Origin of the sequence: Streptomyces sp. NBC_00568, assembly GCF_026341855.1 — a bacterium.
In the GTDB taxonomy this organism is placed as follows: Bacteria; Actinomycetota; Actinomycetes; order Streptomycetales; family Streptomycetaceae; genus Streptomyces.
Window position 1 is genome coordinate 7,253,409 of sequence record NZ_JAPENW010000001.1, and the last position, 23,361, is coordinate 7,276,769.

Annotated in this window: 24 protein-coding genes; 7 read left to right on the forward strand and 17 right to left on the reverse strand. The window is 69.8% G+C overall.

Annotated elements, in window-relative coordinates; translation table 11 throughout:
* Positions 1 to 103: 103 nt before the first annotated feature.
* Together OOK38_RS31535 and OOK38_RS31540 are read right to left on the reverse strand one after the other, a co-directional pair.
* Entirely contained in the window at positions 104 to 463 is a 360-nt protein-coding gene (locus OOK38_RS31535; RefSeq protein WP_266849138.1) for a PLAT/LH2 domain-containing protein, read from the reverse strand.
* A gap of 46 nt (positions 464 to 509) precedes the next feature.
* Entirely contained in the window at positions 510 to 971 is a 462-nt protein-coding gene (locus tag OOK38_RS31540; protein ID WP_266766207.1) for a hypothetical protein, read from the reverse strand.
* Positions 972 to 1,204: 233 nt separating this feature from the next.
* Between OOK38_RS31540 and OOK38_RS31545 the strand changes: the two genes are divergently transcribed.
* Positions 1,205 to 2,416, forward strand: coding sequence for a ferritin-like protein (locus OOK38_RS31545; RefSeq protein ID WP_266849139.1), 1,212 nt, complete (start codon positions 1,205 to 1,207; stop codon positions 2,414 to 2,416).
* Positions 2,417 to 2,676: 260 nt separating this feature from the next.
* On the opposite strand, the gene OOK38_RS31550 is transcribed toward OOK38_RS31545, so the two are convergent.
* Together OOK38_RS31550 and OOK38_RS31555 are read right to left on the reverse strand one after the other, a co-directional pair.
* A complete protein-coding gene (locus OOK38_RS31550; RefSeq protein WP_266849140.1) occupies positions 2,677 to 4,686 on the reverse strand; it encodes a hypothetical protein in 2,010 nt (669 codons plus the stop codon).
* On the reverse strand, positions 4,683 to 4,859 hold the full coding sequence (locus tag OOK38_RS31555) for a hypothetical protein (RefSeq protein ID WP_266849141.1): 177 nt from the start codon (positions 4,857 to 4,859) through the stop codon (positions 4,683 to 4,685). The genes OOK38_RS31550 and OOK38_RS31555 overlap by 4 nt, the downstream gene beginning before the upstream one ends.
* A gap of 165 nt (positions 4,860 to 5,024) precedes the next feature.
* Between OOK38_RS31555 and OOK38_RS31560 the strand changes: the two genes are divergently transcribed.
* Positions 5,025 to 5,759, forward strand: a complete 735-nt coding sequence (locus tag OOK38_RS31560; protein WP_266849142.1) for a translation initiation factor IF-2 — start codon at positions 5,025 to 5,027, stop codon at positions 5,757 to 5,759.
* A 367-nt stretch (positions 5,760 to 6,126) separates the two neighbouring features.
* Here the strand turns inward: OOK38_RS31560 and OOK38_RS31565 are convergent, their stop codons facing one another.
* Positions 6,127 to 6,624, reverse strand: coding sequence for an SRPBCC domain-containing protein (locus OOK38_RS31565; protein WP_266766202.1), 498 nt, complete (start codon positions 6,622 to 6,624; stop codon positions 6,127 to 6,129).
* Positions 6,625 to 6,800: 176 nt separating this feature from the next.
* Here OOK38_RS31565 and OOK38_RS31570 point away from each other — a divergent pair, with 176 nt between their 5' ends.
* Complete coding sequence (locus OOK38_RS31570) at positions 6,801 to 8,039, forward strand: IS701 family transposase (protein ID WP_266849398.1); 1,239 nt, start codon at positions 6,801 to 6,803, stop codon at positions 8,037 to 8,039.
* A gap of 345 nt (positions 8,040 to 8,384) precedes the next feature.
* Here OOK38_RS31570 and OOK38_RS31575 read toward each other — a convergent pair whose 3' ends face one another.
* The 3 genes from OOK38_RS31575 to OOK38_RS31585 all read right to left on the reverse strand — a co-directional run bounded on the left by OOK38_RS31575 (position 8,385) and on the right by OOK38_RS31585 (position 10,672).
* Positions 8,385 to 8,591 carry a DUF397 domain-containing protein gene (locus OOK38_RS31575; protein WP_266766201.1) on the reverse strand — a complete coding sequence of 69 codons (207 nt, stop codon included), beginning with the start codon at positions 8,589 to 8,591 and terminating at the stop codon, positions 8,385 to 8,387.
* 328 nt (positions 8,592 to 8,919) lie between these two features.
* Entirely contained in the window at positions 8,920 to 9,702 is a 783-nt protein-coding gene (locus OOK38_RS31580) for a hypothetical protein (RefSeq protein ID WP_266849143.1), read from the reverse strand.
* A 106-nt stretch (positions 9,703 to 9,808) separates the two neighbouring features.
* Positions 9,809 to 10,672 (reverse strand): helix-turn-helix transcriptional regulator, encoded by an 864-nt coding sequence (locus OOK38_RS31585; protein ID WP_266766199.1) that lies wholly within the window; start codon positions 10,670 to 10,672, stop codon positions 9,809 to 9,811.
* Positions 10,673 to 11,290: 618 nt separating this feature from the next.
* Between OOK38_RS31585 and OOK38_RS31590 the strand changes: the two genes are divergently transcribed.
* The 3 genes from OOK38_RS31590 to OOK38_RS31600 all read left to right on the forward strand — a co-directional run bounded on the left by OOK38_RS31590 (position 11,291) and on the right by OOK38_RS31600 (position 13,995).
* Entirely contained in the window at positions 11,291 to 12,229 is a 939-nt protein-coding gene (locus OOK38_RS31590; protein WP_266849144.1) for an NAD(P)-dependent oxidoreductase, read from the forward strand.
* Positions 12,226 to 13,149, forward strand: coding sequence for an RNA polymerase sigma-70 factor (locus tag OOK38_RS31595; protein WP_266849145.1), 924 nt, complete (start codon positions 12,226 to 12,228; stop codon positions 13,147 to 13,149). Before OOK38_RS31590 ends, OOK38_RS31595 begins: the two co-directional genes overlap by 4 nt.
* Positions 13,150 to 13,413: 264 nt before the next feature.
* A complete protein-coding gene (locus OOK38_RS31600; protein ID WP_266849146.1) occupies positions 13,414 to 13,995 on the forward strand; it encodes an NADPH-dependent FMN reductase in 582 nt (193 codons plus the stop codon).
* 156 nt (positions 13,996 to 14,151) lie between these two features.
* Here OOK38_RS31600 and OOK38_RS31605 read toward each other — a convergent pair whose 3' ends face one another.
* From OOK38_RS31605 to OOK38_RS31640, 8 genes are all read right to left on the reverse strand, one after another.
* Positions 14,152 to 14,508, reverse strand: a complete 357-nt coding sequence (locus tag OOK38_RS31605) for an STAS domain-containing protein (protein ID WP_266766195.1) — start codon at positions 14,506 to 14,508, stop codon at positions 14,152 to 14,154.
* Positions 14,505 to 15,776, reverse strand: a complete 1,272-nt coding sequence (locus OOK38_RS31610; RefSeq protein ID WP_266849147.1) for a PP2C family protein-serine/threonine phosphatase — start codon at positions 15,774 to 15,776, stop codon at positions 14,505 to 14,507. The genes OOK38_RS31605 and OOK38_RS31610 overlap by 4 nt, the downstream gene beginning before the upstream one ends.
* Positions 15,776 to 16,585 (reverse strand): alpha/beta fold hydrolase, encoded by an 810-nt coding sequence (locus OOK38_RS31615; RefSeq protein ID WP_266766193.1) that lies wholly within the window; start codon positions 16,583 to 16,585, stop codon positions 15,776 to 15,778. Before OOK38_RS31615 ends, OOK38_RS31610 begins: the two co-directional genes overlap by 1 nt.
* A gap of 217 nt (positions 16,586 to 16,802) precedes the next feature.
* Positions 16,803 to 18,398 (reverse strand): cation acetate symporter, encoded by a 1,596-nt coding sequence (locus OOK38_RS31620; RefSeq protein WP_266849148.1) that lies wholly within the window; start codon positions 18,396 to 18,398, stop codon positions 16,803 to 16,805.
* Positions 18,395 to 18,613: a hypothetical protein gene (locus tag OOK38_RS31625; RefSeq protein ID WP_266766191.1), complete on the reverse strand. Its 219-nt coding sequence runs from the start codon at positions 18,611 to 18,613 to the stop codon at positions 18,395 to 18,397. The genes OOK38_RS31620 and OOK38_RS31625 overlap by 4 nt, the downstream gene beginning before the upstream one ends.
* Before the next feature lie 930 nt (positions 18,614 to 19,543).
* Entirely contained in the window at positions 19,544 to 20,407 is an 864-nt protein-coding gene (locus OOK38_RS31630; protein ID WP_266849149.1) for an RNA polymerase sigma factor SigF, read from the reverse strand.
* A 188-nt stretch (positions 20,408 to 20,595) separates the two neighbouring features.
* A complete protein-coding gene (locus OOK38_RS31635) occupies positions 20,596 to 20,946 on the reverse strand; it encodes a PRC-barrel domain-containing protein (protein ID WP_266849150.1) in 351 nt (116 codons plus the stop codon).
* A 348-nt stretch (positions 20,947 to 21,294) separates the two neighbouring features.
* Positions 21,295 to 21,465, reverse strand: coding sequence for a hypothetical protein (locus tag OOK38_RS31640; RefSeq protein WP_033279275.1), 171 nt, complete (start codon positions 21,463 to 21,465; stop codon positions 21,295 to 21,297).
* Positions 21,466 to 21,633: 168 nt separating this feature from the next.
* Here OOK38_RS31640 and OOK38_RS31645 point away from each other — a divergent pair, with 168 nt between their 5' ends.
* Positions 21,634 to 21,810 (forward strand): CsbD family protein, encoded by a 177-nt coding sequence (locus OOK38_RS31645; protein ID WP_266766188.1) that lies wholly within the window; start codon positions 21,634 to 21,636, stop codon positions 21,808 to 21,810.
* 1,047 nt (positions 21,811 to 22,857) lie between these two features.
* On the opposite strand, the gene OOK38_RS31650 is transcribed toward OOK38_RS31645, so the two are convergent.
* The gene (locus OOK38_RS31650; RefSeq protein ID WP_266849151.1) at positions 22,858 to 23,238 is read right to left on the reverse strand and encodes a DUF2267 domain-containing protein; all 381 of its coding nucleotides are present in this window, start codon (positions 23,236 to 23,238) and stop codon (positions 22,858 to 22,860) included.
* Positions 23,239 to 23,361: the final 123 nt, after the last annotated feature.

A 23,361-nucleotide genomic window follows, 5' to 3' on the forward strand; every position in this document is an offset into this window, starting at 1 on the left:
ATGACCAGCGCGCGAGCGGTGGTTGCCGGCACGCGCCGCCGGGCCCCTGCGCAACGGCTGGGGCCCGGCGGTGTCTGGTGTCCGATGTCTGGTGCCGTGGGGATCAGGCCAGGTCGAGATAGCGGTCTATGCGCCCGTCGTCCTCGTCGGTCGCGAGCCACTTGGCGCAGGGAAAGGTCCACTCCCTTTCCGCTTCCTCGTCGCGCACCGTGACCCGGTCCAGGAACCACCCTGGCCAGGAACCGGAGTTGTCGTGCCGGATCCGCACCCTGTACAGGTCCGCGAGGTCCTTGAGCGTGTGCGTGAACGTGGCCACGCCGGCACGCTCGAAGTCGTCCCGCCCGCTGTCGAGCTGGATCTCGTCACTGCTGCCGCCGCTGCCGAAGACGGTGATGCAGACGTTGGCGTCGGTTCCCGCCCCGTCCACATCGCCGGTGTGGACATGGATCCTGTAGTCCGGCATGGTGCGACCTCCCTGTTGCTGGGCTCGTTGGCGCGGACGTGGTGGTTCACACGCTGGTCGGGACGAAGACACCGGGAGCGAACCAGCTCATGCTGATGTAGATGCCGCTCCCGTGATCCAGGCTGCGAAGCAGCTGGTGGGCCCCGGCGACGAACTTGGCCACCAGGATGATCCACGGTTGGGCGGGGCTCGGGATGGAGCCGCCGATCATGCCGACGAGCGAGTTCACGGTGTCGGCGGAGTCGAGGACCGACGTCAGGGTGGGGTGGTCGATCTCGAGGTGGAAGCCCCACCAGAACGCCCGGACGACGACCCCGCCGCGAGCGGTCGCCGGCATTCCGTCCCGTGCCAGTGCGGAGGATTCGTACAGCGCACCGGACTGCACGGCGCGGATCAGCTCCTCGTCGGCCGGGTGGGTGAGGGGGACGCGCCGGCCGAGTTCGGCCGAGACGTCGGTCCAGTTGTCGTAGGGGGTCAGCGCTGCCGGGGTCTCCTGGGTGGTGGCCATGTTCGCTCCCTCGGTCGTGTCGACATCGGTCGCTGCTGCGACGACGTGCAGCCACTTTGGCGGGCCCGGCCGCCGCGGCTCATGGGGCGTGCGTCCTCAACGCCGTGGGCGGCTTTCCCGGCCCGGCGGGCAGGGCGGGAGCTCTTGCCGGGCACCCGTACTGGGCCGTCCGCGTGCATGGACGCGCCACGCGGTGCAGGCGCTCCGGCAGCTCTGCGGGGGCTGCTAGCTTCATGATCGATCCGCCGGTGGCCGCCCGGCTCGTGGGTGAGCCCGAACGTCAGGGCGTGCGTGGGGAGGGTGCGGTGACGGACAGGAGAAGTTCCCCCGAGGGGCCGGCAGTTGCCCCTCTGAGGCGTCGCACTCTCCTGGCCTCGGCCGCGCTGGCGATCGGCACCCCCGTCGCGACGGCCGCCGCCGCCCCTGCCCCGCAGCGGCCGGAACCCGGACGGCTTCCCCCGCCGCAGAGCGGGACCGCGGTACGTCTGGTCGCCGTTCCGCACCAGCACCGCGACGTCGACTGGCTCAGGGCGGCCCTTCAGGCCGCTGTGGAGATCGAGATCGCCACCATCCCGCCGTATCTGTGCGGCTGGTGGTCCGTCAAGGACCGCAAGAGCGACGTCGCCCAGGTGATCCAGCGCATCGTCTTCGACGAGATGTACCACCTCGGAGTGGTCTGCAATCTGCTCGTGGCCCTGGACGGGCGGCCGCGCATCAAAGAGGGGGCACCCGTCTATCCCGGCCCGCTGCCGGGCGGGGTGCACCCCGGGGCCCGCGTGTACCTGTCGGGCCTGACCCCGGCGCTCGTGCACGACGTGATGATGGCCATCGAGGCCCCCGCGGCACCGCTCACCGGCAGCGTCGACGACCCGCTCAGCATCGGCGTCTTCTACGAGGAAGTACTCAAGACGTTCCGGGCCGTCGGACCCGAACTGTCGACCCGCCGGCAGCTGAACGAACGTATCGGCGGGGACCTTCTCCAGCCGGTCGCCACCCTCGACGACATCGAGCACGCGATCGAGATCGTCCGCGAGCAGGGCGAAGGCACCTCCAGCTCTCCCGCCGACGCCCCGGGCGACGACCATGTGGCGCACTACTACGCCTTCGCCGAGATCTACTACGGCCGCCGGCTGCGCGAGACCGAGGAGGGCTGGCAGTTCACCGGAGTTCCCGTGCCCTTCCCCGACGCGCGGCCCATGGCCAGGGTCCCGGCGGGCGGCTGGGACCAGCCTCCCCCCGAGGCCCAGCGGCTCCTGAGCGCCTTCGACAGCACCTACACCGCCGTGCTGGAAGCGCTCGACGCGGCGTGGGCCGACGGCGGCCCCCGCAGCCTGAACACGGCCGTGCGCACCATGCGCCGGCTGGAGAGCCCGGCCGTGGAGCTGATGGAGATCCCGATCCCCGGAACCCAGGAGACGTACGGCCCTCAGTTCCGCCCGAACTGAACACCGGCCCCTGCCCGCGGGCTTCCTGCTGCTTCCCCGGCACCGCCGCGGAACGGACCGGCGATGCTCATCGACGATCAGTCATACGAGTTCCGCGGGATGCCGGGATGCCGGAATGCCGGAATGCCGGAATGCCGGAATGCCGGAATGCCGGGGTGCCGGGGTGCCGGGGTGCCGGGGTGCCGGGATACCGGGGTGCCCTGTGCCGGCCGCGTTCCCGCGTCCGGCCCGTCCCACAACTCCTCTCGGAACATGCCGCGTCAGGTGGCACCGCCGGGCGCGGAGATGGCGAGCAGTGCGGCGCGCGCGGCGCCGCACAGCGCGTCGTCCTCGGGGACGGAGCGCCAGGTTCCGTGCCGGACGGGCCGCTCGTCGGCATCGAGGAACGCCCTCAGGGCGGGCTCCGCGGGAGCGGCGTCCGCGCCCATGTCGGCCAGCAGCTTCACCGTTTCGACGACCGCCGGATAGGCGCCGCCCCGTTCGGCGAACGGGGCGATCGCCCGGACGAGGACCGGGACGACCTCGTCGGCCCGTCCGGTGATCCGCCACAGCGCCTCGCCGACGCGCAGCGGCAGCCAGCCCCCTTTGCACAGGGGGAGGAGCTCGCGCAGCCGTCCGGCGTACGGGGCGCCTGCCTGCCCCAGTTCCCCCAGCAGCAGGGCGGCGCTCTCGCGGCCGTACAGCTCGCCGAGCTGCGGAAGCAGCAGATCGAGCGCGGGCCTGCGGTCGCCGGTCAACCGCCCGTAGGCGAGCGCCAGGCAGCGCGGCGCGAACGGCTGGCCCGCGGGCGGGTTGCCGAGCAGGGCGCGCAGCCGTTCACGGGGCACCGCCTCGGCCGCGGCCGGCCCGATCGCGGCGAGGGCGTCCAGCGCCCATACCGCGGCGTCGGTGTCCAGGAGGCCGAGCAGGTCCGGGATCGCGGGGGCGGCCGCGGCACCCCACGACTCCAGCAGCTGGCAGAGCCCGCGGCGTTCGTCGAGGGTGGAGGCGGCGGCGAGCCGGGCCCGTACCGGGGGCAGCAGCACGCCGGCGTGGGCGCCGAGCCCTCCGGCGACCTCGCCCAGGCTCAGCTCGTACGTCCACCAGCCGTCGGCGTGGGAGGCGTGGTACGCGAACCCGGTCCGCGCTCCGCCCAGACGCCGCGCCAAGGGCGCTACGCACCGCACGTCACCGAGCCGCGACAGGGCCCAGAGCGCGTGGGACCGGGCGGGCAGGTCCGCCTCGCCCTCGCCCTCGCCTTCGTCGTTCGTCACCATGGCCGCCAGCGCGTCCGCCCAGGGGAGTGAGGCGTGCCCGCACATGCCCAGGACCCGGGCGGCGAAGAGCCTGTTGCCGGGATCGGGGTCGGACAGCGCACGGGCCACCGACGGCAGCAGCTCCGCAACGGCGGAGCGCCGGGCGCTGAGCGCCTGGGCGGCCGCCTGCAGCGCGCCCGCGCGCACGGACGGGTCCCGGTGCCCGAGCAGTCGGCGGGTCGCGTCGGCCCGGCCCTCCCGGTCTGCTCCCAGCAGGCCGAGGGCCCAGACGACCGTCGCCTCGGCCGCGCCGCCGCCCGGCCGCCACGTCGTCGGTTCACTGCCGGACAGCACCTCGGACACTGTCCGCGCGTACGCGGTGTCGTCCTGCCCCGGCAGCGCGCGGCGCAGGGCCTGTACGGCGACGAGGCGTACGGAGGGGTCGGCTGCGTCCATGAGGTGTCGCAGCCAGTCCAGGGACGTGCTCCGCTGTTCACCGGCGTGGGCGGTCAAGGAGCCGACTGAGTCGATGAGTTGGAGTCGCGTCTGCGGGTCGGGTTCCACGTCCCACCGTGCCCGCAGGGCGGCGATCACCTCGTCGGCCCGGCGGTGGGCCTCGGCGAGGGCGTCGGCGACGGCGGTGCGGTTCACCGCCACCGGGTCGTCGAGCAGCGGCAGCAGATCCGGCACCGCCAGGTCCCACGCGGCGGACCAGCCGGAGGTCACGAAGCGGGGTTCCGCGGTGTTCCCCGCACCGGCCAGAGCCCCGACGAGGTACAGGAGTTCGCCGCGGACGTCCGCGGCGACGGCCGGGTCCGCGATGGCCGCGATGACGTAGGGGAGAGCGGCCGGAGCCGAGGAGTAGACCCCGCCGCCCTGATGGTGGACGTGCGTCAGCAGGTCGTCGGCAGCGCCGGCGGCCTGCTCCGGCCGGTAGAGATCCCGCAGCATGCCGGGCACGTCCTCGGCCGCCCCGTAGGCATGCCTGAGCGCCGACCAGTCCACGGCGTCGAGCCGCGCGAGAGCGTCACTCACCGGTGGCTCACCCCGACCTGTCCCGCGGACACGAAGAGGGCGGGGAAGCTGCCGTCGTGGACGCGGCCCTGGTGACAAACGTCGTTCCACGGGCCGCTCCGGACCTGCCCGTTCTCCTCACCGCCCAGGCACGCGAACGCGGCGGCCAGGCCGCCGGAAGGTCTCACGATCATGCCACCGGATCCTTCCAGGCCCGGACCCCGGACCAAAACCACCGTCTGCCGCACCCGCGCCGTCCCCGGCACCCTCCAACCCGCACCGGCTGAGCACGATCACCTACGCCGGTCTGAGTACGCGAGCGGGTTGCCCGCCGCGCACGCCGTCGGAAGGGTGGACACATGCGCCGACTGCTGCTGCTCGCCCCGCTGTTGCTGTTCACCGCCGGCTGCGGGGTGGTGCAGTCCTCCAACGACGAGGCGACGGACGCCGCACGGGAGGTGGCCAGGAACGCGGGCGAGCGGCTCTACGGCCAGCGTCCGCGCACGGCAGAGGAGGTCGGGCGTTCCGCCGCCAACATCGACGGGGTGGAGGTACTGCGGCTGACGGGTACCTCGACACACGACGGGGACGGCATCGATGTGGTCGTCCGCACGTCCGGCTCGGCGTACAGCAGAGGGCTCGACCCTCAGGAGGTCGTCGTGCGGCGCTGTTTCGCGGTGCGGGTGTCGCCCAAGTCGCAGTGGCGTGAGGATCCCCGTGACGTGGACTGTCCGGACGGCCCTCCACTGACCTTCGCCCCGCCACCCGAACCGCCCCGGCTGCCGTACGAGGAGCTCCGCGCGAAACTTCCCCGGGTGCCGCAGGGCGGCCGGGCGGACGAGGCCGAGGTACGCCGTAGCCTTGCCGCCCTGGATCTGGACCCGGCGATCCGTACCGAGGTGAAGGCGGACGGCGGCCGGGTCGGCGTTCTCCTGTTGGTGAAGGGCAACGGCTTCGACGCGCAGGACTGCCTTCTTGCCCGCGTGGCCCCCGGCGCCACCGAGGTGTGGGTGCCGCCCCGGATCCAGCGGATGCCCGGAGAGGGCGGCTGCACCGTCGGCAACGCCCTGGACCCGAAACCGTCACCGCACTGACGGGGTGCCTGGCTCCCTCGGGCCACGGGCCCGCGGGCCCCATCAGGATCGGCAGCCGGGGTGAAGCGGCGCGACCGCCGCGAAGCGCGCCTGGCCGGACCCGGCCCGGATCCCGAACCACAACCATGCGGCTTGCCGGGTCGGCGGTCGCCCCGACCACGCGCTGCCTGTCCGCCCCGTGGCCTTCGGCGGGCAGCCTGCGTATCAGGGTCGGCCAGTAGCCTCGCGGCCATGGACGCACTCGTGCCGTTCCTCATCATGTCCGGAGCCAGTCAGGCCGGTGCTCTAGTACTCCAGCTCTCGCTGGTCGGGGGCGGTGTGAAGACAGGTACGGCTGGCGGCAGGGCCCCTCCCACCGGCAAAGATCTCAGGTCGACGCAACCGACGACATCAGCTCCTCCAGCTTGTTGAGGCTCTGAGTCCAGCCTTCCTCGTGAAGAGCTTGGCGCCGCTCAGTGGCGAAGTCGCCCTGGGTGAAGACCAGCTCGGCCGAGGTATCGCCGATATCGCGAAGGGACAGCGTCACCACCGTCTCCCGATCCTCGGGATCGGGATCCTCCCACCGGAAGGTGTAGGACAGGCGTTCCGGAGGGTCGACCACAAGGAATTCCCCCACCAGGTGGAACCGATCGCCTTCCGGAGGCTGCATCGCGATCCGGTAACCACCTCCTGGCCGAAGGTCGCTTTCCACACTCGGGGTGGTGAACCCGTCGGGGCCCCACCACTTGGCCAATTCCTGCGGTTCGGTCAACGCTCGGAATACGACCGGACGCGGTGCGCGGAGGACACGTTGCATGTGCAGCCTCAACCCGCCATCGTGCGTCATCACGAACCTCCTCCGGCCGAAGGCGTCGGGATTGACCACCGCACTTATCCTATGTATCCCCGCCGTAGGCTGCGATCTCACAGGTCAGGGACGGTGTGGGGGGCAGGTGCGGCCACCGGTGATCATCGCGTGTTGTGTGGACAAACGAAGATCAAGCGGTGGCCGCAGGCCATGGCGTAGACCCCGCTCGCTGGCGGGACCTGTTCGATGCCCTGATGGGCCGGATCGCGGGCCGCTTCGCGCGGGTCGAACCGCGACGTCGCGCACGGTCCCTCGTCCTGGGACTGTTGTCGGACCTGCCACGGAAGAATTGCTGGACGATCGCCGAGCATGCCGGACACGCCACACCGGACGGCCTGCAGCACCTGTTGGCCCGGGCTAAGTGGGACGCCGAGGCTATCCGCGACGACCTGCGCGGATACGTCGTCGAGCACCTCGGCGGCCAAGACGCCGTATTGGTCGTCGACGAGACCGGCGATCTGAAGAAGGGCACCCACCCGGTCGGCGTGCAGCGTCAGTACACCGGCACCGCGGGCCGCATCGAAAACTCCCAGGTTGCCGTCTACCTCGTCTACTCAACTCCGGCCGGACACGCCGCGATCGACCGGGAGCTGTACGTCCCGCGCTCGTGGACCGATGACCCGGACCGCTGCCAGGCAGCCGGGATCCCCGCCGAGATCGGCTTCGCCACCAAACCGGCTCTGGCCACTACGCTGATCACGCGCACCCTGGACGCCGGCATCCACGCCGCCTGGGTCACTGGTGACGAGGTCTACGGCGCCAACCCGCACCTGCGCGCCGCACTCGAAGCCCGGCAGCCCGGCTACGTGCTCGCTGTCGCCTGTGACCACCAGATCCCCACCCACGCCGGGAAGTTCCGGGCCGACGCCCTGGCCAAGAAGCTGCCCAAACGGGCCTGGCAGCAACGCTCCGCAGGCACCGGAGCCAAGGGACTGCGCTTCTACGACTGGGCCGTGGCCGACATCACCGATGTCCGCCCCGGCCACCACCAACTGCTGATCCGGCGCAACCGCCGCACCGGCGAACTCGCCTTCTACCGCTGCTACTCGCCCGCTGCCGTTCCACTGGCCACCCTTGTGCGCGTCGCCGGACGCCGATGGACGATCGAGGAAACCTTCCAGTCCGGAAAGGGCCTGGCCGCACTCGACGAACACCAGGTCAGACGGTGGACGTCCTGGCGCCGGTGGGTCACCCTCGCGATGCTCGCGCACGCCTTCCTCGCCGTGACCGCCGCACAGGAACAGGCCCGCCATCCGTCCCCGGACGGGCTGATCCCGTTGACCTGCAACGAGATCCAGCATTTGTTCACCACGCTGATGGTCCAGCCCGCCCACGACCCAGCTCACCGGCTTCGATGGTCCGACTGGCGACGACGACACCAAGCCCGCGCCCGCAACGGCCACTACCTGCGACAAACAGCCCAGACCCCATGAAGATCAAGATCTACGGCTGGAGTACTAGCCCGCCGAGCCGAGCCGGGCTGTCGAGGATGGTGGTCCCAGCGGAGCGCTCCTGCGGGAACTGCGGACTTCACCCGTCGGCGTCAGGTGAACAGAGCGGGATCACCTCATCCGGTTCAGTAGTGTGAAATGCCGTCAGCTGAAGCGGGGGCGATGTCTGGGGTGTATCCCAGAGTATGCGGCCAGGCGGGGGCTGTGTGTGGCGGTGGTTGGGGGAGCGGCCGGCTTTGCGCAGGCTGCTCGGTCATGTTGGTAAGGGAGTGTGTGCGGGTCTGGTCCGACTGCAAGGCGGGAGTAACAGGCCTTCGCAGCAGGCTTTTAGGGCGAGAGGTGGCCTTCCCTGACGGCCTGGACGAATCTATTCCAAGCCGGGGCGGACACATGCGCCAGCATGGCAGAGGCATTGGCCGAATCGCGAATGGAGATGTCGTCCCCGAGGAACCTCACCTCAAGGCAATTCCCCTGAGCCCCTCCGCTGTATGTGCTTTTTCGCCAGGGGTCTCCGCCCTTGCCAGACGCTTTCACTCAGCACCTCCCGTGCCAGACGCGGACAGTTGTCGATCCTGGAAGATCGTCTTCCTTGGTTGCGAGGCGTTCTTTCCCTGGACCCGCAGAAGTTGGCAAATCGCTTAAGTATCCGCAGCCTGCTGCCGGTGGGCCAGACACGGAGCGTCAACGGCAGGGCTGATGAATCATGATGTGCAGTGATATAAGAACCCTTTTGGGTGCTCCTGTCTGTCTTTTGACTGAAACTGATCGCCTCGGTGCCCGGAAAGCGTGGCGCAGAAGGGGAAGGTGCAGGCTCGTGGTCAGGGGGCGGGGGCGCGCCCTGGGTGGTGGGATGCGTGCTGGGTCAGTCCATTCCCCATTCGTGGCGCAGCGCCGCTTGCGTCTTCTTCAGGGTGCGGGTGAGGTGGTCCGCGGCGCGCGCCTGCTCCCCGGCCTGGGCGAACAGGGCATGCCACAGGGTCAAGGAGCGGGGCTGAGGCGGGGTGTTGAGCTCGGTGAGTGTCGGCAGGAGATGGGTGCTGACGGCGTCCAGATCGACGGCGAGAGCGGTCAGTGCCGCAGGCAGCCGTCCGGGCGCATAGGTGGCGTACTGCTCTGCGGCCTTCTTCAACTGAAGGAGATCGGCCGCCTCGGGGTCGTCGATGTGGAGTCTGCGTCGGCGTATCTCGTACTCGATCCGGCCTACGGAGACCAGGAGATCGTCGATCCGCTGGTAGTGAGCCGTCCAGGCCGTCCGGTTGGCGATCTTCCTGTCCCGCAGCTCCCGTTGCGCGTGCTGGGCCGCCTGCAGGGCTTCGGCCGCCGCGCGGTCCTGCCGCCGGTTGCGCTGGCCCTGGACGAGCGAGGTGCGGGCCGTGAGGAGCGTGACACCCGCGCTGACGCCCGCGGCCGCCAGGCTCGACACCAGGGCGAGATACCAGGGCAGTGAGCCGACCGCCTGGGGCTCGGAACCGTCGGCGGCGACGGCGGGACCGCTCTGGCCGATCAGCAGCACGACCACCAGAACGGCGACCGCACCAGTCCTGACGACACCCTGCCCCCGGGGCGGACCGCCGCGGGAGGGGGCCGACCGGGTGCGGGTGGATCGCAGCGTGGGACCGCGCGTCCCCTGAGCGCTAGACTGCACGACGAACCCTCCTGTCTGAGTTGTATGCAACGGTTGGAGCGGTTTGCGATGGGGAGCCCTCGGCGGTGCTTGCCGGCTAGGCCGAGACGGCTCCCTTTCGTCTGTCTCACGTCATGGCGAAGCTGGCAGTCACCCTCTCGATGAACTCCGGCGAGATTTCCTCGGCATAGTCCCCCTCGACGATCCAGAAGTCCTGCAGATAGTCCGAGGGCTTCCTCTGGTCCGCCATCGGTGCCTTCTCGCTGAGAATCAGACTGCCGTCGGGATTTTCCAGGTAGGCAACGATGTCGTCGTTCGTGTCGGAGAACTCGAAAATGACGTACGGCGATCGGAAGCGCGGATAGATGCCCCGGGAAAACGGCACCACCATGATGGTCACGTGCGGGAGTTCGTTCAGTACCAGCAGGCGCTCGAGTTGTGCCTGCATCACGGCCTCGTCGCCGACGACGCGGCGTGTGGCGGTCTCGTCCAGGATGAAGAAGAACTGCCTGTCCCGGCTCTCCAGAGCGCGCTTCTGACGCTCCATCCGCAGATTGACCCACATGTCCTGCTGGCCGTCGGAGTCGTCGATGAGCACCTGGGCGTACTCCCGGGTCTGCAGCAGTCCGGGGATCAGGTTGGACTCGAAGTTGCGAATGATGGAGGCCGAGGTCTCGTACCCTAGGTACGACGAGAAGCTCGACGTCATCGTCCTGCTGTAGCGCGCCCACCAGGGCTGCTTGCGGGACGTCAGGACCATCTCGGTCAGCTCGTCGATCTGCTGCTGGTCGGTCACGCCGTAGAACTGCAGCAGGGCCCTCAGGTCGGTGACGGAGATCCCCACGTCACCGGCCTCCATCCGGATGACCTTCGAGATGGACCAGACCAGGGCGTCGACCACGTCCTTCTGGGTTTTCCCGGCGGCCTCACGGATCGCGCGGAGCCTGCGACTCAGTCTCCGCTTCGCGAATTGCGGATCTTGGTCGGCCACGATGCTTCCTCTCCATCTGACTACAGGTGAGCAGCGACCTCTCCATCAGTACGGCATCTGTGTGCGACCTGCAATCTGCGGTGGGCTATACGATAGTCCGTCAGTTGCTTTCAGCCGTCTGCCAGTTCGTCATCTGCTACCTGTCACTCAACCATAGGGCACGAACCGTTCCGGCCGAAACACCGCCCATCAATCAGATACAGACGGTGAAAAGAAGCATCACCGGGGCGTGGGTTACCACCAGGTGCGCCGCCGGGCCCAGTGCTCACGCGAGACCGGCCCCCACACCGCCCACGGGAGCAACCGGGTCAACTGCGCAGCCCCAGACAGGACTCGCAGCCCCCGCACCAGACACACCAACCTTCTGCCGCAACAGCAGTCCCACCACCCCTGGCGCGAGCCCGACCCTGCACGGGCACCGTGCGTCCCTTCGCGTCCTTGCCGGGTGCGAGGCCGGCGCACCGGGTGCCGCCCCCGGCCTGTGGCCTGCGTGCTGCAGCAGCAGCTGCACCTGCGCCTCTCACCGCGGATTGTGTTCACCGCCTGCGCTGCGATGTCACATCCGACGGGGCTGTCTCGTCCCAGATCTCGGAGACGGACTTCAACAGCAGGAAGGTGATGGTCATGCGGGTGTTCGTGGCGGGCGGGACCGGGGTCCTGGGGCGGCGGCTGGTGCCGCAGCTCGTGGCGCGTGGCCACCAGGTGACGGCCACGACGACGAGCGCGGCCAAGCTCGGCCTGGTGGAGCGGCTGGGTGCCGGGGCGGTGGTGATGGACGGACTGGACGCGGTGTCCGTCGGTGAAGCGGTGGCGGCCGCCCGGCCGGACGTGATCGTCCACCAGATGACCGGGATCTCCATGGCGCACGCCGGCAAGCCCGACCTGAAGCACTTCGACCGGTGGTCCGTCCCGACCGTCCGGCTGCGCACCGAGGGGACGGACCACCTGCTGGCCGCGGCCCAGGCGACCGGCGTCCCCCACTTCGTCGCACAGGGCTACGCCAACTGGAACGGCATCCGTGAGGGCGGATGGGTGAAGACCGAGGACGATCCGCTGGACCTGCACGAGGGAACGGCCGCGCACACGGCGATGGCGGCGCTGCGCCACGTCGAGGACGCGGTCGGCGCGGCCGGCGGCGCGGTGCTGCGCTACGGCGCGTTCTACGGTCCCGGTGCCAGCGACGACCAGCTCGTGCTGGTGCGCAAGCGGCAGTTCCCGCTGGTCGGGGACGGCACCGGCTACGCCTCCTGGATCCATCTCGACGACGCGGCGAGCGCCACCGTCCTGGCCGTGGAGCAGAAGGCGAGAGGGGTGTTCAACATCGTCGACGACGAACCGGCCCCGGAGAACGAGTGGCTGCCCCATCTGGCGGCGTGCGCGGGGGCGAAGCGGCCGATGCGGGTCCCGGTGTGGCTGGCCCGGCTGCTGGCCGGGCAGGTGGTGGTGACGATGATGACCGAGGGCCGCGGCTTCTCCAACGCCAAGGCCAGACGGGAGCTCGGCTGGCAGCCGCGCTATCCGTCGTGGCGGCAGGGCTTCCAGGAGGGGCTGGCGTGACCCGCACCGAGGAGTTCGAAGAGCTGCGGCCGCTGCTGTTCTCCATCGCCTACCGGATTCTGGGCAGCGTGAGCGAGGCCGAGGACGCCGTCCAGGAGACCTGGCTGCGCTACGAGCTGTCCGCGACCCAGCCCGCGTCGGTGAGGGCGTTCCTGTCGGCCGTGGTCACCCGGGTCTCGATCGACGTCCTGCGCTCGGCCCGCCGGCGACGCGAGGAGTACGTCGGGCCGTGGTTCCCCGAGCCACTGCTCACCGACCCCTACGAGGACCCGGAACAGTCGGCGGAACTGGCCGACTCGCTGTCGATGGCGTCCCTGCTGCTGCTGGAACGGCTCTCCCCGCTGGAACGGGCGGTGTTCGTGCTGCGGGAGGTGTTCGCCTTCGGCTTCGCGGACATCGCCTCGGCGGTGGGCAGATCACCGGCGGCGTGCCGCCAGCTAGCCGTGCGGGCGCGCCACCACATGGACGCGGGCCGGCCCCGGTTCGAGGCCGACCGCAAGGAACGCGAGGAACTCGCCGAACGGTTCTTCGACGCCGTCCGCGAAGGCAACGTCGAGGGCCTGCGGAAACTGCTCGCCGCCGACGTGACGCTGCTCGGCGACGGCGGCGGCAAGGCCCCGCAGTGGGCCAGGGGATTCACCGGCGCCGACGCCGTGTCCCAGGTGCTCGCCACCCTCTTCCCGCCGTTCGTCCGGATCGGCGGCATCGTGGAACCGCACCAGGTGAACGGCCAGCCGGGCGCGATCTTCCGCGACTGGGACGGCAAGGTCCTCAACACCTGGACCCTCGACATCCTCGACGGGCGGATCCAGACGATCCGCACGGTGAGCAACCCCGACAAGCTCGCACACGTGGGCCCCGTGGCGGACGCCTGGGCGGTCCTGCGCGAAACACAGCAGCTTCTTGCGGACACGGACTGACCCGAAACGCTCACCACACTCCAGACCTGCGGCGCCGGGCGCCGACGGTCCCCCGGGGCCCGCCGCAGCGACAGGCCCCCACCGCATCGCGGACAGCCAGGCATCTCGACACGGCGGCCCCGGACCGCTCGGGGGAAGCACCCCCGGACGGCAACGGCTTGCCGCGCCCCACCAGAGACCGGGCAGCGACAGACCCAGCGCACCACAACCAGAACCAGAAATAGAACCAGGCCCAGGACCAGGACCAGCACAGGAGAATCGGACATGACCAGGATCGGCATCATCATCGGCAGTACCCGCCCCGGCCGCCACGGCGACCGGGTGGCCTCATGGGTGCGGGACCTGGCGGCCGAACACGCCGGTGGCGCCGCGGAGTTCGAGCTCGTGGACTTGAAGGACTACGCGCTGCCGCTGCTCGACGAGCCCGTGCCCGCGGCCATGGCGCCCGGCCGGCAGCCGCACACCCGCCGATGGGCCGAGCGGATCGGCCCGCTGGACGCCTTCATCGTCGTCACCCCCGAATACAACACCGCCCCGCCCGCCGCCCTGACCAATGCCATCGACTACCTCTACGAGGAATGGGGTGGCAAGCCCGTCGGCTACGTCGGCTACGGCATTTTCGGCGCGGTCATGGCGGTGCAGAAACTGCGCGCGCAGGCGGGCCCGCTGCGCATGGCGGACATCGGACCCCAGGTGGCACTGTCGCTGCGCGAGGACTTCGTGGCCTTCACGGACTTCCGGCCGCAGGACCTGCACGTGGCGCAGGTCCAGGAACTGGTCGACGAACTGCTGGCATGGGCGAAGGCGCTCGGCCCGCTGCGCACAGTTTCCCGGGCCGCTGCCTGAAGGGGAAAGCCCCCGGCACCTCGAAGCCGAAGCCGCTGTGCGAACGGTGGCAGTCCGTGTTCCGGCCCGTGCCGGGGTACGCGAGAGATCGCCGACACCTACGATCTCGCCACCGTCCCCGCTTTCGCAGCGGCCGGTGAGCGCGGCGAGCGCGGTTCAGGTGGTGGGCCGCCAGGCGGCTTCGGCGGTCTGGACGTCGGGGTGACAGGGGAAGACCTGGTCCAGGCCGACCATGCGGAAGATCCGGCTGACGTGGTCGGGGACCGCGGCCAGGGCGACGCCCGCGTCGGTCGCCAGGGCGTGGTTGCGGGCCGCGATCAGGACGGTGATGCCGGTGGAGTCGCAGAAGGTGAGGCCGCCGAGGTCCAGGACGAGCTGCCGGCCCGGTTGCAGGCCGAGGCCGGCCAGGGTGGTGCGGACCTGGTCGGCGGTGTGGAAGTCCAGTTCTCCGGCGAGTTCGATGACCACTCCTGTGGGGGTGGTGCGGCTGTGGAGGGTCAGGTGCTGTGTCACTGCCGCTCTTCCCTGGGGGGCCGGGGCACGTGGATGGCCAGGACGGCGGTGTCGTCGTCCACGCCGGTGCCGAAGGTGTCGAGCAGGTCGCGGATCGCGTCGATGGTGTCCGAGGCGGTGGTGGGCGCCAGACCGCGGGCGAAGTCGAGGAGGGCGTCGTCGCCGTATCGGTCGGCGCCGGCGTTGATGTGGGCTTCGGTGAGCCCGTCGGTGTGCAGCAGCAGGGTGTCGCCGGGGGCCAGATGGACGGTGGTGGTGGCGATGTGGGCGTCGAGCAGGACGCCGATGAGCTGTCCGCCGGGGGTGTGCAGATAGTCGGCGGTGCCGTCGGCGCGCATCAGCAGCGCGGGGGGATGACCGCCGCTGGCCAGGGTGATGTGGAATCCGCCCCGCTCGTCGTCGGGGGTGAGCAGGCCGAAGACGACGGTGCAGAAACGGGGGTCGGTTCCGTTGTACTCGTGGTTGAGGACCGTGTTGAGGTTGTCCAGGACGGCCGCCGGGTCGGGGTCGTAAACGGCGGCGGCGCGCAGCGTGTAGCGGACCAGGGAGGTGACGGCCGCGGCGGCGGCGCCCTTGCCGCACACGTCGCCCAGGAACAGTCCCCAGGTACCGGCGGCCAGGGGGAACAGGTCGTAGAAGTCGCCGCCGACCTGGTCGACGGAGGCGATGTGGTAGTGCGCGGAGACCTCCAGTCCGGGCACGTTCGCCAGCGCCGGCGGGAGCAGCGTCTTCTGCAGGGTGGTGGCCAGCCGCTGAAGGCGCTCGCGCTCCAGCTCGGCCTCCTTGCGGGCGCGCAGCAGCTCGGTCTCGTAGGCGCGGCGGTCGCGGGCGTCGAAGAGGGTGGTGCGGATCAGCAGCGGCTGCCCGTCGCCGCCCGCTTTCACGGTCGAGGTGACCAGGACCGGGATACGGGAGCCGTCTGCGGCCTTGAGTTCCAGGGCGATGCCGCTGATCTCCCCCTGCATCCGTAGCAGTGGCGCGAAGTGGGTCTCGTGGTAGAGCCGGCCTCCGACGGTGAGCAGGTCGGAGAAGTGCTTGCGGCCCAGAAGGTCGTCGCGCCGGTAGCCGAGCCAGTTCAGCAGGGTCGTGTTGACCTTCGCGATCCGGCCGTCCAGCAGGGTGGACAGGTAGCCGCAGGGCGCGTGCTCGTACAGATCCTCGGCACTGTCCTCCAGCAGTGCCGAGAACTGCGCCTGCTCATCCGCCGTCCCGCCCGTCCCGTCGGGTCTGTCCGCGCTGCCTTCGCCATGGCCGTCGGTCTTGCACATCAAGCGGCGGCCCCCGCGAACGCGGCGATCGTCGCGGCGGTCTCCTCGGGGGCGGCGAGCTGCGGGCAGTGCCCGGTGGCGTTCAGCGTGACCAGGCGGCTTCCCGGGATCTGCGCGTGGACGAACGCACCCACTTCCGGCGGGGCGATCGCGTCGCTGGAGCACTGGGCCACCAGCGTGGGCACCCCCACCGCCGCGAGGTCGGCGCGGTTGTCCGACAGGAACGTCACCCGGGCGAAGACCCGGGCGATGGCCGGATCGGTGCGGCAGAAGCTGTTGGTCAGCTCCTCGCCCAGTTCCGGCCGCTCCGGGTTGCCCATGATGACCGGTGCCATCGCACCCGACCAGCCCAGATAGTTCGCTTCCAGCGACTCGAGCAGCTCCTCGATGTCCTCGGCGCTGAACCCGCCCCGGTACCCGGTGTCCGGGTCGTCGACGAAGCACGGCGAGGGCGCCAGGAGCACCAGGCCGGCGAACGCCTTGGGGTCCCGGGCGGCGGCCAGCACCCCCATCATCGCGCTCACCGAATGGCCCACGAACGTCACGGGACCGAGCGCCAGCTCCCGGCACAGCTCCAGCACGTCATCCACGTAGCCGTCCAGGGTCGAGTACCGCTCCCGGCTCCACGCGGACAGATCCGACCTCCCCGCCCCGACATGGTCGAAGAGGACGACGGTGAAGTCGCGCTCCAGGGCCGGCACCACCAGCCGCCACATGTTCTGGTCGCACCCGAAACCGTGCGCCAGCATCACCACCGGAGCACCGGCCCGCCCGGTCACCGTCACGTGATTCCTGCGCCGCACATCCATGCGACTCATCCTCGCAGACCCGCCCGGCCGTCCCTGCGATCCGTTCCACGGCGAGCGCGAGGGCGCGCACCGGGAGCCTGCCGGCGGCGACGCGCTCGCCGGGCCACGAAGCCTCCGGAAGCCCCCCGAGGCCATCCTGCGGGGCGCTGCCGGTCCCTGGAACCGGCTGGTGCAGAAAACCCGGAGGCGCTGCCGCCCGGCGGGGTGCGGAGCACCGTCACGCCCAGCGGCCTGGTGGAGCATCGCGCCTTCCCACGAGGCTGCCCAGCCAGCCGAACAGGAAGCCGGCGGGAATCGACACGAGGACGACCGTCTGCAGGGGGAACCAGTCGATGCGCCACTCAGGGAAGAGTGCCAAGGGGTTGCCGGAGAAGACGGGGCTGCAGATCTGCAGTCCGACGGCGCAGAGCAGGCCGCCGTACAGCGTGCAAAGGAGCCCGGCCCGGCTGTAGCCGCTCCAGAAGACGGAGTACACCAGCGCCGGAAGCAGGCAGGAGGCTGCCACCGCCAGGGACATCGCCGTCAGGAACAGGACGTTCCATCCCTGGACCCAGACTGCCAGCACGATGCACAGCACACCGACCCCGGCGGACGCCAGGCGAGCGGCGGCCACCTCCCGGCCCTCGGTCGTGCGCCCGCGGAGCAGCGCCTTCGTGTACAGGTCGTGGGCGATCGCTCCCGCAGCGGCCAGGGTGATGCTCGCCACCGCGGCCAGCGTGGTGAGGAACACCGCGGAGGAGACCAGGGCGACGAGAAGTGCCCCGCTCGCGTCGGCGGACGCGCCGCCTGCCAGTTCGCCGGTGAGCAGCAGCAGGGCGCTGTTGCCTCCGGGATCGGCGGCGATGATCGTGGGCGCGCCGATCAACGCGGCGGCCGCGAAGCCCATCAGAGCTGTCATGAGGCAGAAAGAGACGACGATGCCGATCGTATGGCGCACCGTACGGCGCGCGGTGGCCGCGTCGGGTGCGGTGCTCAGTTGCAAGGCAACGTGGGGGAGGCACGCCACACCCAGCACGATGGTGACCATCAGGCCGATGAAGTCGAGCGTGCCCGCCCCGTCGCTGCTGCCGGCGTAGCGGAGGCCGGGACGCGTATAGCCGGCGGGTCGGCCGCTGCCCTGTCCGGCTGCGTCGATCAGGGCATCGGTGTTCCAGTGAAAACGATGGAGCAGCACAGCTGCCACCGTCAGGGCCGCGCCGAGCAGCACCACCGTCTTGATCGCCTGGATGACGACCGTGCCGCGCATGCCGCCGAACGCCGTGGCGCAGACGACCAAGGCGCCGATCATGACGATGGCTGTCTTCTCGGCGCCGGGCCCGGTCATTCCCAGCAGCGCCGTGGTGGTTGCGCCCGCGCCGGAGAGCTGCACGACCATGACGGGGACGCACACGCTCAGGGTCACGACGGCGGTAGCGATGCGCGCCCCCGGCCCTGGAGCACGCAGGGCGAACGTGTCGCCCAGGGTGTAACCGGCGCGCTCGCGCAGGGGGCGCGCCAGCAGGAGGAGGACGCCCAGGGACAGCGCGGTGCACAGGGTCATGAACAGACCGTCGTAGCCGAAGACCGCGACACTTCCCGTGTTGCCGAGCACCGCGGCCGTGGGCAGGTAGACGCCGGACAGGACGAGGGCCCCGCGCAGAGGCTTCAGTCTGCGGCCCGCCGTGTAGAACTCGTTGACCCGGTCCCTCTCGGGGCCGCTGAGAACGCAGATGAACAGGATGGGGACGATGAAGGCCAGAAAGCCCAGCAGGACGAAGGCGTGCGTGTCACTGTCCAGGGCGCCGGGCGCGGCGAGCAGGGTCTGCTGACTCATCTGCTCTCCTCCCAGATCTCCTGAGGAGCCGGTCGCGCGTCCGCGCGGCGGTCGTACCGCGCCGCCGTCCACACCAGCAGGGAGCCCTGGACGAGCAGGGCCAGCATGCCGACGGTGGCCTCTCCCCGGACACGGGTGGCCATCAACTCGGCTGCGGAGCAGGCGAGCAGCACGTGCACGGCGAAAGCCGATCCGTTGACCAGGGCGAAGGACACACCTGGGCGGTGAGGCCGTGGACGATGATGAAGGCGGGGGTCGTGCGGGTGGGTCATGGCGGTCTCCGTACGGTGTCGGGCGGTCCGAGAGGGCCTGGCCGATGTGTCCATGGGGTTGTTGGCATCCGGCCCCGCGTCGCGCTGCTTCGGGACCTGCGCGCCGCCTACGGCCCAAAGCTCGTCCAGGGCCCGGCCGCACGGTCGACCGCAGGTCCGGCGCCTTTCGGAGCGACGCCGGAGCCGACGCCCGCGACGCTTACGTCATCGCCGAAACCGCCCGTCACCGGCGGGACTTCGACCCGGTCGACGGTCCCGCCGGGCTGCTCGCTGATCTGCGTTGCCGACTGCACACCGCACCGAACCGGCCGCCGACCGGGTACGGATGGCCGATCGGTTTCGCGAGGTGCTCACCGGTGTCTTCCCTGCCCCGATGCAGGCCGTCCCGGTGTCGGCGGTCGCCGGGGCACGCGGCCCGTCGGCCCCCACCACCTCGTCCAGCGTGGGTGGCGGTGGCGATCCAGCCGGGGTGGAAACGTTCTCGCCGTCTCCGCGGACGAGGACGCTGTTCTGGCGGTCGAGCCTGCGCATGGCGGCTCCTTCGGAGTGGGTGGAATCGCAGCGGTGGCACGGCTGCGGCGCGGCCCGTTCAGGTCAGAAGCCGGTGCCGTTCCGGCGTGACGGGGACAATAACGGAACCAGCAGTAACGTATCTAGGGGGAGGCAGGCAGCTTCTGCGACTCAAGTGCGAATCCGGCCCGGCTGCTTGGGCCGTAGGTCTGTCTGCCGTGCTCTGCGGGGGACCAGGCCCGCACAGAGATCCGCGCCAGCGGTTGAGAGCGCGCAACCCGCCGGCGCCCGCTGATGGAAAAGGCGGCGCGTCCCACCCCCATGAGGGTGGGACGCGCCGCCGGTCCGTGCGAAGAGCCGGGCTCAGTGGGTGGTGAGCATGCCTGTCCGCAGTTTGGTGAGGGTGCGGTTGAGCAGGCGGGAGATGTGCATCTGGGAGACGCCGAGGTGTTCGCCGATCTGGGCCTGGGTGAGTTCGTCGACGAACCGCATGTGGATGATGCGCCGTTCGCGGTCGTCGAGTTCGGCGAGCAGGGGGGCCAGGGCGTTGAAGTCCTCGACGAGTTCGAGGGCGTTGTCGTCGGTGCCGATGAAGTCGGCCAGTACGGCCTCGCCGTCGTCGCTGGAGCCGATGGTGGCGTCGAGGGAGGCGGACGTGTAGCCGTTGGAGGCGAGGCGTGCTTCGTTGACCTCTTCCTCGCTGAGGCACATCAGCTGGGAGAGTTCCTTGACGGTGGGGGTGCGGCCGAGCCGGCTGCGGAGCTCCTCGGTTGCTTTGGCGAGGTGGATGCGGGCTTCCTGCAGGCGCCTGGGTACATGGACGGCCCACGAGGTGTCGCGGAAGAAGCGCTTGATCTCGCCGACGATGTAGGGGACGGCGAAGGAGGTGAACTCGACTTCGCGGGTGAGCTCGAAGCGGTCGATGGCCTTGATGAGTCCGATGGTGCCGACCTGGACGATGTCCTCCATCTCGTCCTGGCTGCGGCTGCGGAAACGCGCGGCGGCGTAGCGGACGAGGGTGAGGTTCATTTCGATGAGGGTGTTGCGCGCGTACTGGTGCTCGGGTGTGCCCTCTTCGAGAACGGCGAGCTGGTCGAAGAACAGCCGGGACAGCTGCCGGGCGTCCTTGGGAGCGACCTGCGAGGGGTCCGCGATCTCCGGCAGCACCACCGCCTGTGCCTGCGTCTGTGCCGCTGTTCGTCCCTGTGCCGCCTCGGTCACCGTCATGCCGGTCCCCTCCCACATGGTCCAGCCCCCGTGCAGCCGGCTGCTGAAGGCCGGCAACACAGCGCCTACCCGCTGCTGGTGAATGCACACCAGGCATGCCGGCGCCAGTTACTGCCTGTGCTGCACGAGAAGCGGGCGGGCGGGCGGAGAAAGTCCGCCCACCCGCCCGCCCGGGCGGCGCCGTGAGGTCAGGCGCGGTGGCTGTAGTAGTACTCGCCGACCTGCTCGTGGTAGCCGGCGTCACCGATGTGCTTGTCCTTGTCGAACTCGGGGGAGTCCTTGATCTGGTCCTTGGTGAGAGCGACGTAGACCTTCCGCTCCTCCTGGTCGACCCGCTGCACGGTTCCGGCCGGCAGCAGAACATGCCTGCCGAAGATCCACACACCGATGTCGACGACGAGATACGCGGAGTTGACCTCGTCCGAGTGCTTGTCGACCTTCCCGATACTGCCGTCGGTCGCCTCGACCTTGTACCCGGTCAGATCGGTACCCGCGATATGGCCGGTGGTCGCCTGGTAGCCCCAGATGCTGTCACTCATAAAACGGCTCCCTCTCAGAATGCTTTACTGTCCGCGTTCTCTGCTGTCTGCCACAGAAATGCGGAGTCGGAATAGGCGCGCAGCGTCCTGCGGCGATTCCTCGGACCGCCGAGTGCCCTGCCTTCTGCGCCTCACACGTTCCCGCCGGCAAGAAATACGAGTGGCCGGAGGCGCCGTGCTGGAGGCCATGGTTCCCGGCGTCACGGACATCCCCCGGCCACCACCTCCTCCTACCCCGAATCGGTAGAATCACCACTTTCGCCCCATCAGCATCAGGCGGACAGCACAGTGGGCCCCGACGCCACGCGGCGTCGGGGCCCACTGTGCCGATACGTTGTCGCGGCCTGCCTACCAGCGGTACCAGCGGCCCCGCTTGCCGCCGCTCGCCGCAGGGCGGATCACGAATCCGAGAACCCACACCACCAGCACGATGACGGCGATCCACCACAGGGCCTTGAGTGCGAAACCGGCACCGAAGAGGATCAGGGCGAGCAGAAGAACGAGAAGAATAGGAACCATAGTTATCAACCTCCGATCCTCCGTGTGCCCGGCGGAACGATCTCCACTCCTGCGAATCTCATCCTTTCCTGCCGCGCCCGAAGCTGTGAGGGTTCCTGGTTTAGGAGTGGAATATGAGGTGACACAGGGGAGGGAAATTCTCTCGAGCAGGACAGGGTGTGAGTGGTTGTGGCTGCGGACAAGAAGGCTCAGGCCAAGACCGAGCAGGCCAAGGGCAAGGCCAAGAAGGCCGCCGGGGGCGCGGTGGGCAACGAGTCCCTGAAGGCCAAGGGGCAGGCCCAGGAGTCCAAGGGTGATCTGCGCGAGGCCAAGGAGAAGACCAAGGACGCCATCAAACCGAAGTAGACGCACCCCGCCCGGTCCCGGCAGCCGCCTCCCCGTTGGCTGCCGGGACCGTTGCTGTCCGGCACCGGCAACGCCCCTCCACCCGCACTCGGCGTCGTGGAGGCGGGCCTGCCGGTGCCGTGATCATTCGTCGTCGTCGGCGACGAACGGGCGGACGTCTGCGGTCTGACCGGCCGTCACCGGTGCAGGTCGATCGGCTTGATGGCACCCCAGGACGCCACCCAAGATCTGCGCCCGAACCGAGTGGGCTTTCAAGCAGCCTGGCCGGTACCTGGATGCCTCCGCGTTCTGCTCGCCCGGGATCAACGATGCCCGTGATGACCTGGAGTGGGCGATGCGGCACCTTTCTCCGGGAGCCGAACGGGACTTGGGCCGACTGATCGCGCGCATCGATGAGGAATTCGAGCGCCGTACCTTGCCTGAACCCAACTGCATTGAGTTGGCGAAGTTCGGCTGGTGGTGGACCAGAAGGCGGGAACGCTGACGGCCCGGGGCTCGTGTACCTCCCCTCCAGTCGAACGACACCGTCCCACCCTCGAGACCGCTCCCCAGGACCTGTGCCAGAACCGAGTCCTGATTCACCGGGTTCCTCCGAGGAAGCCCCGGTCTTCAGGCCGGGGAGGAGTCGGACTCCTGCGGGGCAGGGCAGGAAACGGGATTTCGCCTCCAGGGCGAAACACTGTCCACCTGAGTGGGTAGGCTGCGCGCCGTGCGGTGCGAGAACCAAGCGTGCACAGCGTGCTGATCGAGAGCCAAGACAGCACATGCATCTCCAGGCTTTGCTGTATGAAACCGGGCTGGTTTCGACCCGGCTGGTGTTGATCGCGGAAGACCTGTCGGGTCGCTGACCCGCAGGCGGCGTGAGCCAGGAATCCCCCTGCTTCAGCTGGGGGAGGATTCAATCGCCCTGGGATTCGCGCGATGCGCGTGTTCGTTGACTGACCCACCGGCACCGGAAATCCGGCGGCGCTCCCCATCGGTGGAGGGGGAGCGCCGCCGGTGTGGGTGGACAGTCGTGCTCAGTCGGTGGTGTCCGGCCGGGCCGGCTCAGGCGGCCCGGAGGAGCTGGGCCCGTCCGAACAGCAGGGCGTAGCCGTCGGGGAGTTGGCTGATGATCCGGGCGGTCAGGTCGTCACCGGCGATGCGGGCGACGACGCCGAGGACCGATCCGGTGTCCCAGCGGGTCGTCGCCAGGGCGCCGCCCGACCGTTGGGCGAGGTCCTTGACGAAGCCCCAGCCGGACAGCGGTCTGCCGGTGGGGATCTGCGAGGCGAGGAAGCCGGCCGCTTCCCGGGGGAGACGGGCGGCGAGTTCCACGCGCTCGTCACCCGTCAGCTGGCGGCCGAGGGCCTCAAGGACGCGGCGTACGACGTCTTGTGCCTGTCGGCGGGTGGGGTAGACGCCTTCGTAGCGCACTGTTTCCAGCATCTGGTCGAAGGCGGCCGTGGTTGTCGGGGCGGGGGCTGCGGGGGGAGAGAAAAGAGTCATGGGAGCGCGGCGACTTTCCTTGCGTGGACCGATTTCCTGCTGGGGCCGGGTTCTCGCGTGAAC

What these genes read in the sequence shown, in the direction of transcription:
- OOK38_RS31535 (WP_266849138.1), bottom strand. Translation starts at nt 463, where the DNA reads ATGCCGGACTACAGGATCCATGTCCACACCGGCGATGTGGACGGGGCG.
- OOK38_RS31540 (WP_266766207.1), bottom strand. Translation starts at nt 971, where the DNA reads ATGGCCACCACCCAGGAGACCCCGGCAGCGCTGACCCCCTACGACAAC.
- OOK38_RS31545 (WP_266849139.1), top strand. Translation starts at nt 1,205, where the DNA reads ATGATCGATCCGCCGGTGGCCGCCCGGCTCGTGGGTGAGCCCGAACGT.
- OOK38_RS31555 (WP_266849141.1), bottom strand. Translation starts at nt 4,859, where the DNA reads ATGATCGTGAGACCTTCCGGCGGCCTGGCCGCCGCGTTCGCGTGCCTG.
- OOK38_RS31560 (WP_266849142.1), top strand. Translation starts at nt 5,025, where the DNA reads ATGCGCCGACTGCTGCTGCTCGCCCCGCTGTTGCTGTTCACCGCCGGC.
- OOK38_RS31570 (WP_266849398.1), top strand. Translation starts at nt 6,801, where the DNA reads ATGGGCCGGATCGCGGGCCGCTTCGCGCGGGTCGAACCGCGACGTCGC.
- OOK38_RS31590 (WP_266849144.1), top strand. Translation starts at nt 11,291, where the DNA reads ATGGTCATGCGGGTGTTCGTGGCGGGCGGGACCGGGGTCCTGGGGCGG.
- OOK38_RS31600 (WP_266849146.1), top strand. Translation starts at nt 13,414, where the DNA reads ATGACCAGGATCGGCATCATCATCGGCAGTACCCGCCCCGGCCGCCAC.
- OOK38_RS31610 (WP_266849147.1), bottom strand. Translation starts at nt 15,776, where the DNA reads ATGTGCAAGACCGACGGCCATGGCGAAGGCAGCGCGGACAGACCCGAC.
- OOK38_RS31615 (WP_266766193.1), bottom strand. Translation starts at nt 16,585, where the DNA reads ATGGATGTGCGGCGCAGGAATCACGTGACGGTGACCGGGCGGGCCGGT.
- OOK38_RS31620 (WP_266849148.1), bottom strand. Translation starts at nt 18,398, where the DNA reads ATGAGTCAGCAGACCCTGCTCGCCGCGCCCGGCGCCCTGGACAGTGAC.
- OOK38_RS31630 (WP_266849149.1), bottom strand. Translation starts at nt 20,407, where the DNA reads ATGACGGTGACCGAGGCGGCACAGGGACGAACAGCGGCACAGACGCAG.
- OOK38_RS31635 (WP_266849150.1), bottom strand. Translation starts at nt 20,946, where the DNA reads ATGAGTGACAGCATCTGGGGCTACCAGGCGACCACCGGCCATATCGCG.
- OOK38_RS31640 (WP_033279275.1), bottom strand. Translation starts at nt 21,465, where the DNA reads ATGGTTCCTATTCTTCTCGTTCTTCTGCTCGCCCTGATCCTCTTCGGT.
- OOK38_RS31650 (WP_266849151.1), bottom strand. Translation starts at nt 23,238, where the DNA reads ATGCTGGAAACAGTGCGCTACGAAGGCGTCTACCCCACCCGCCGACAG.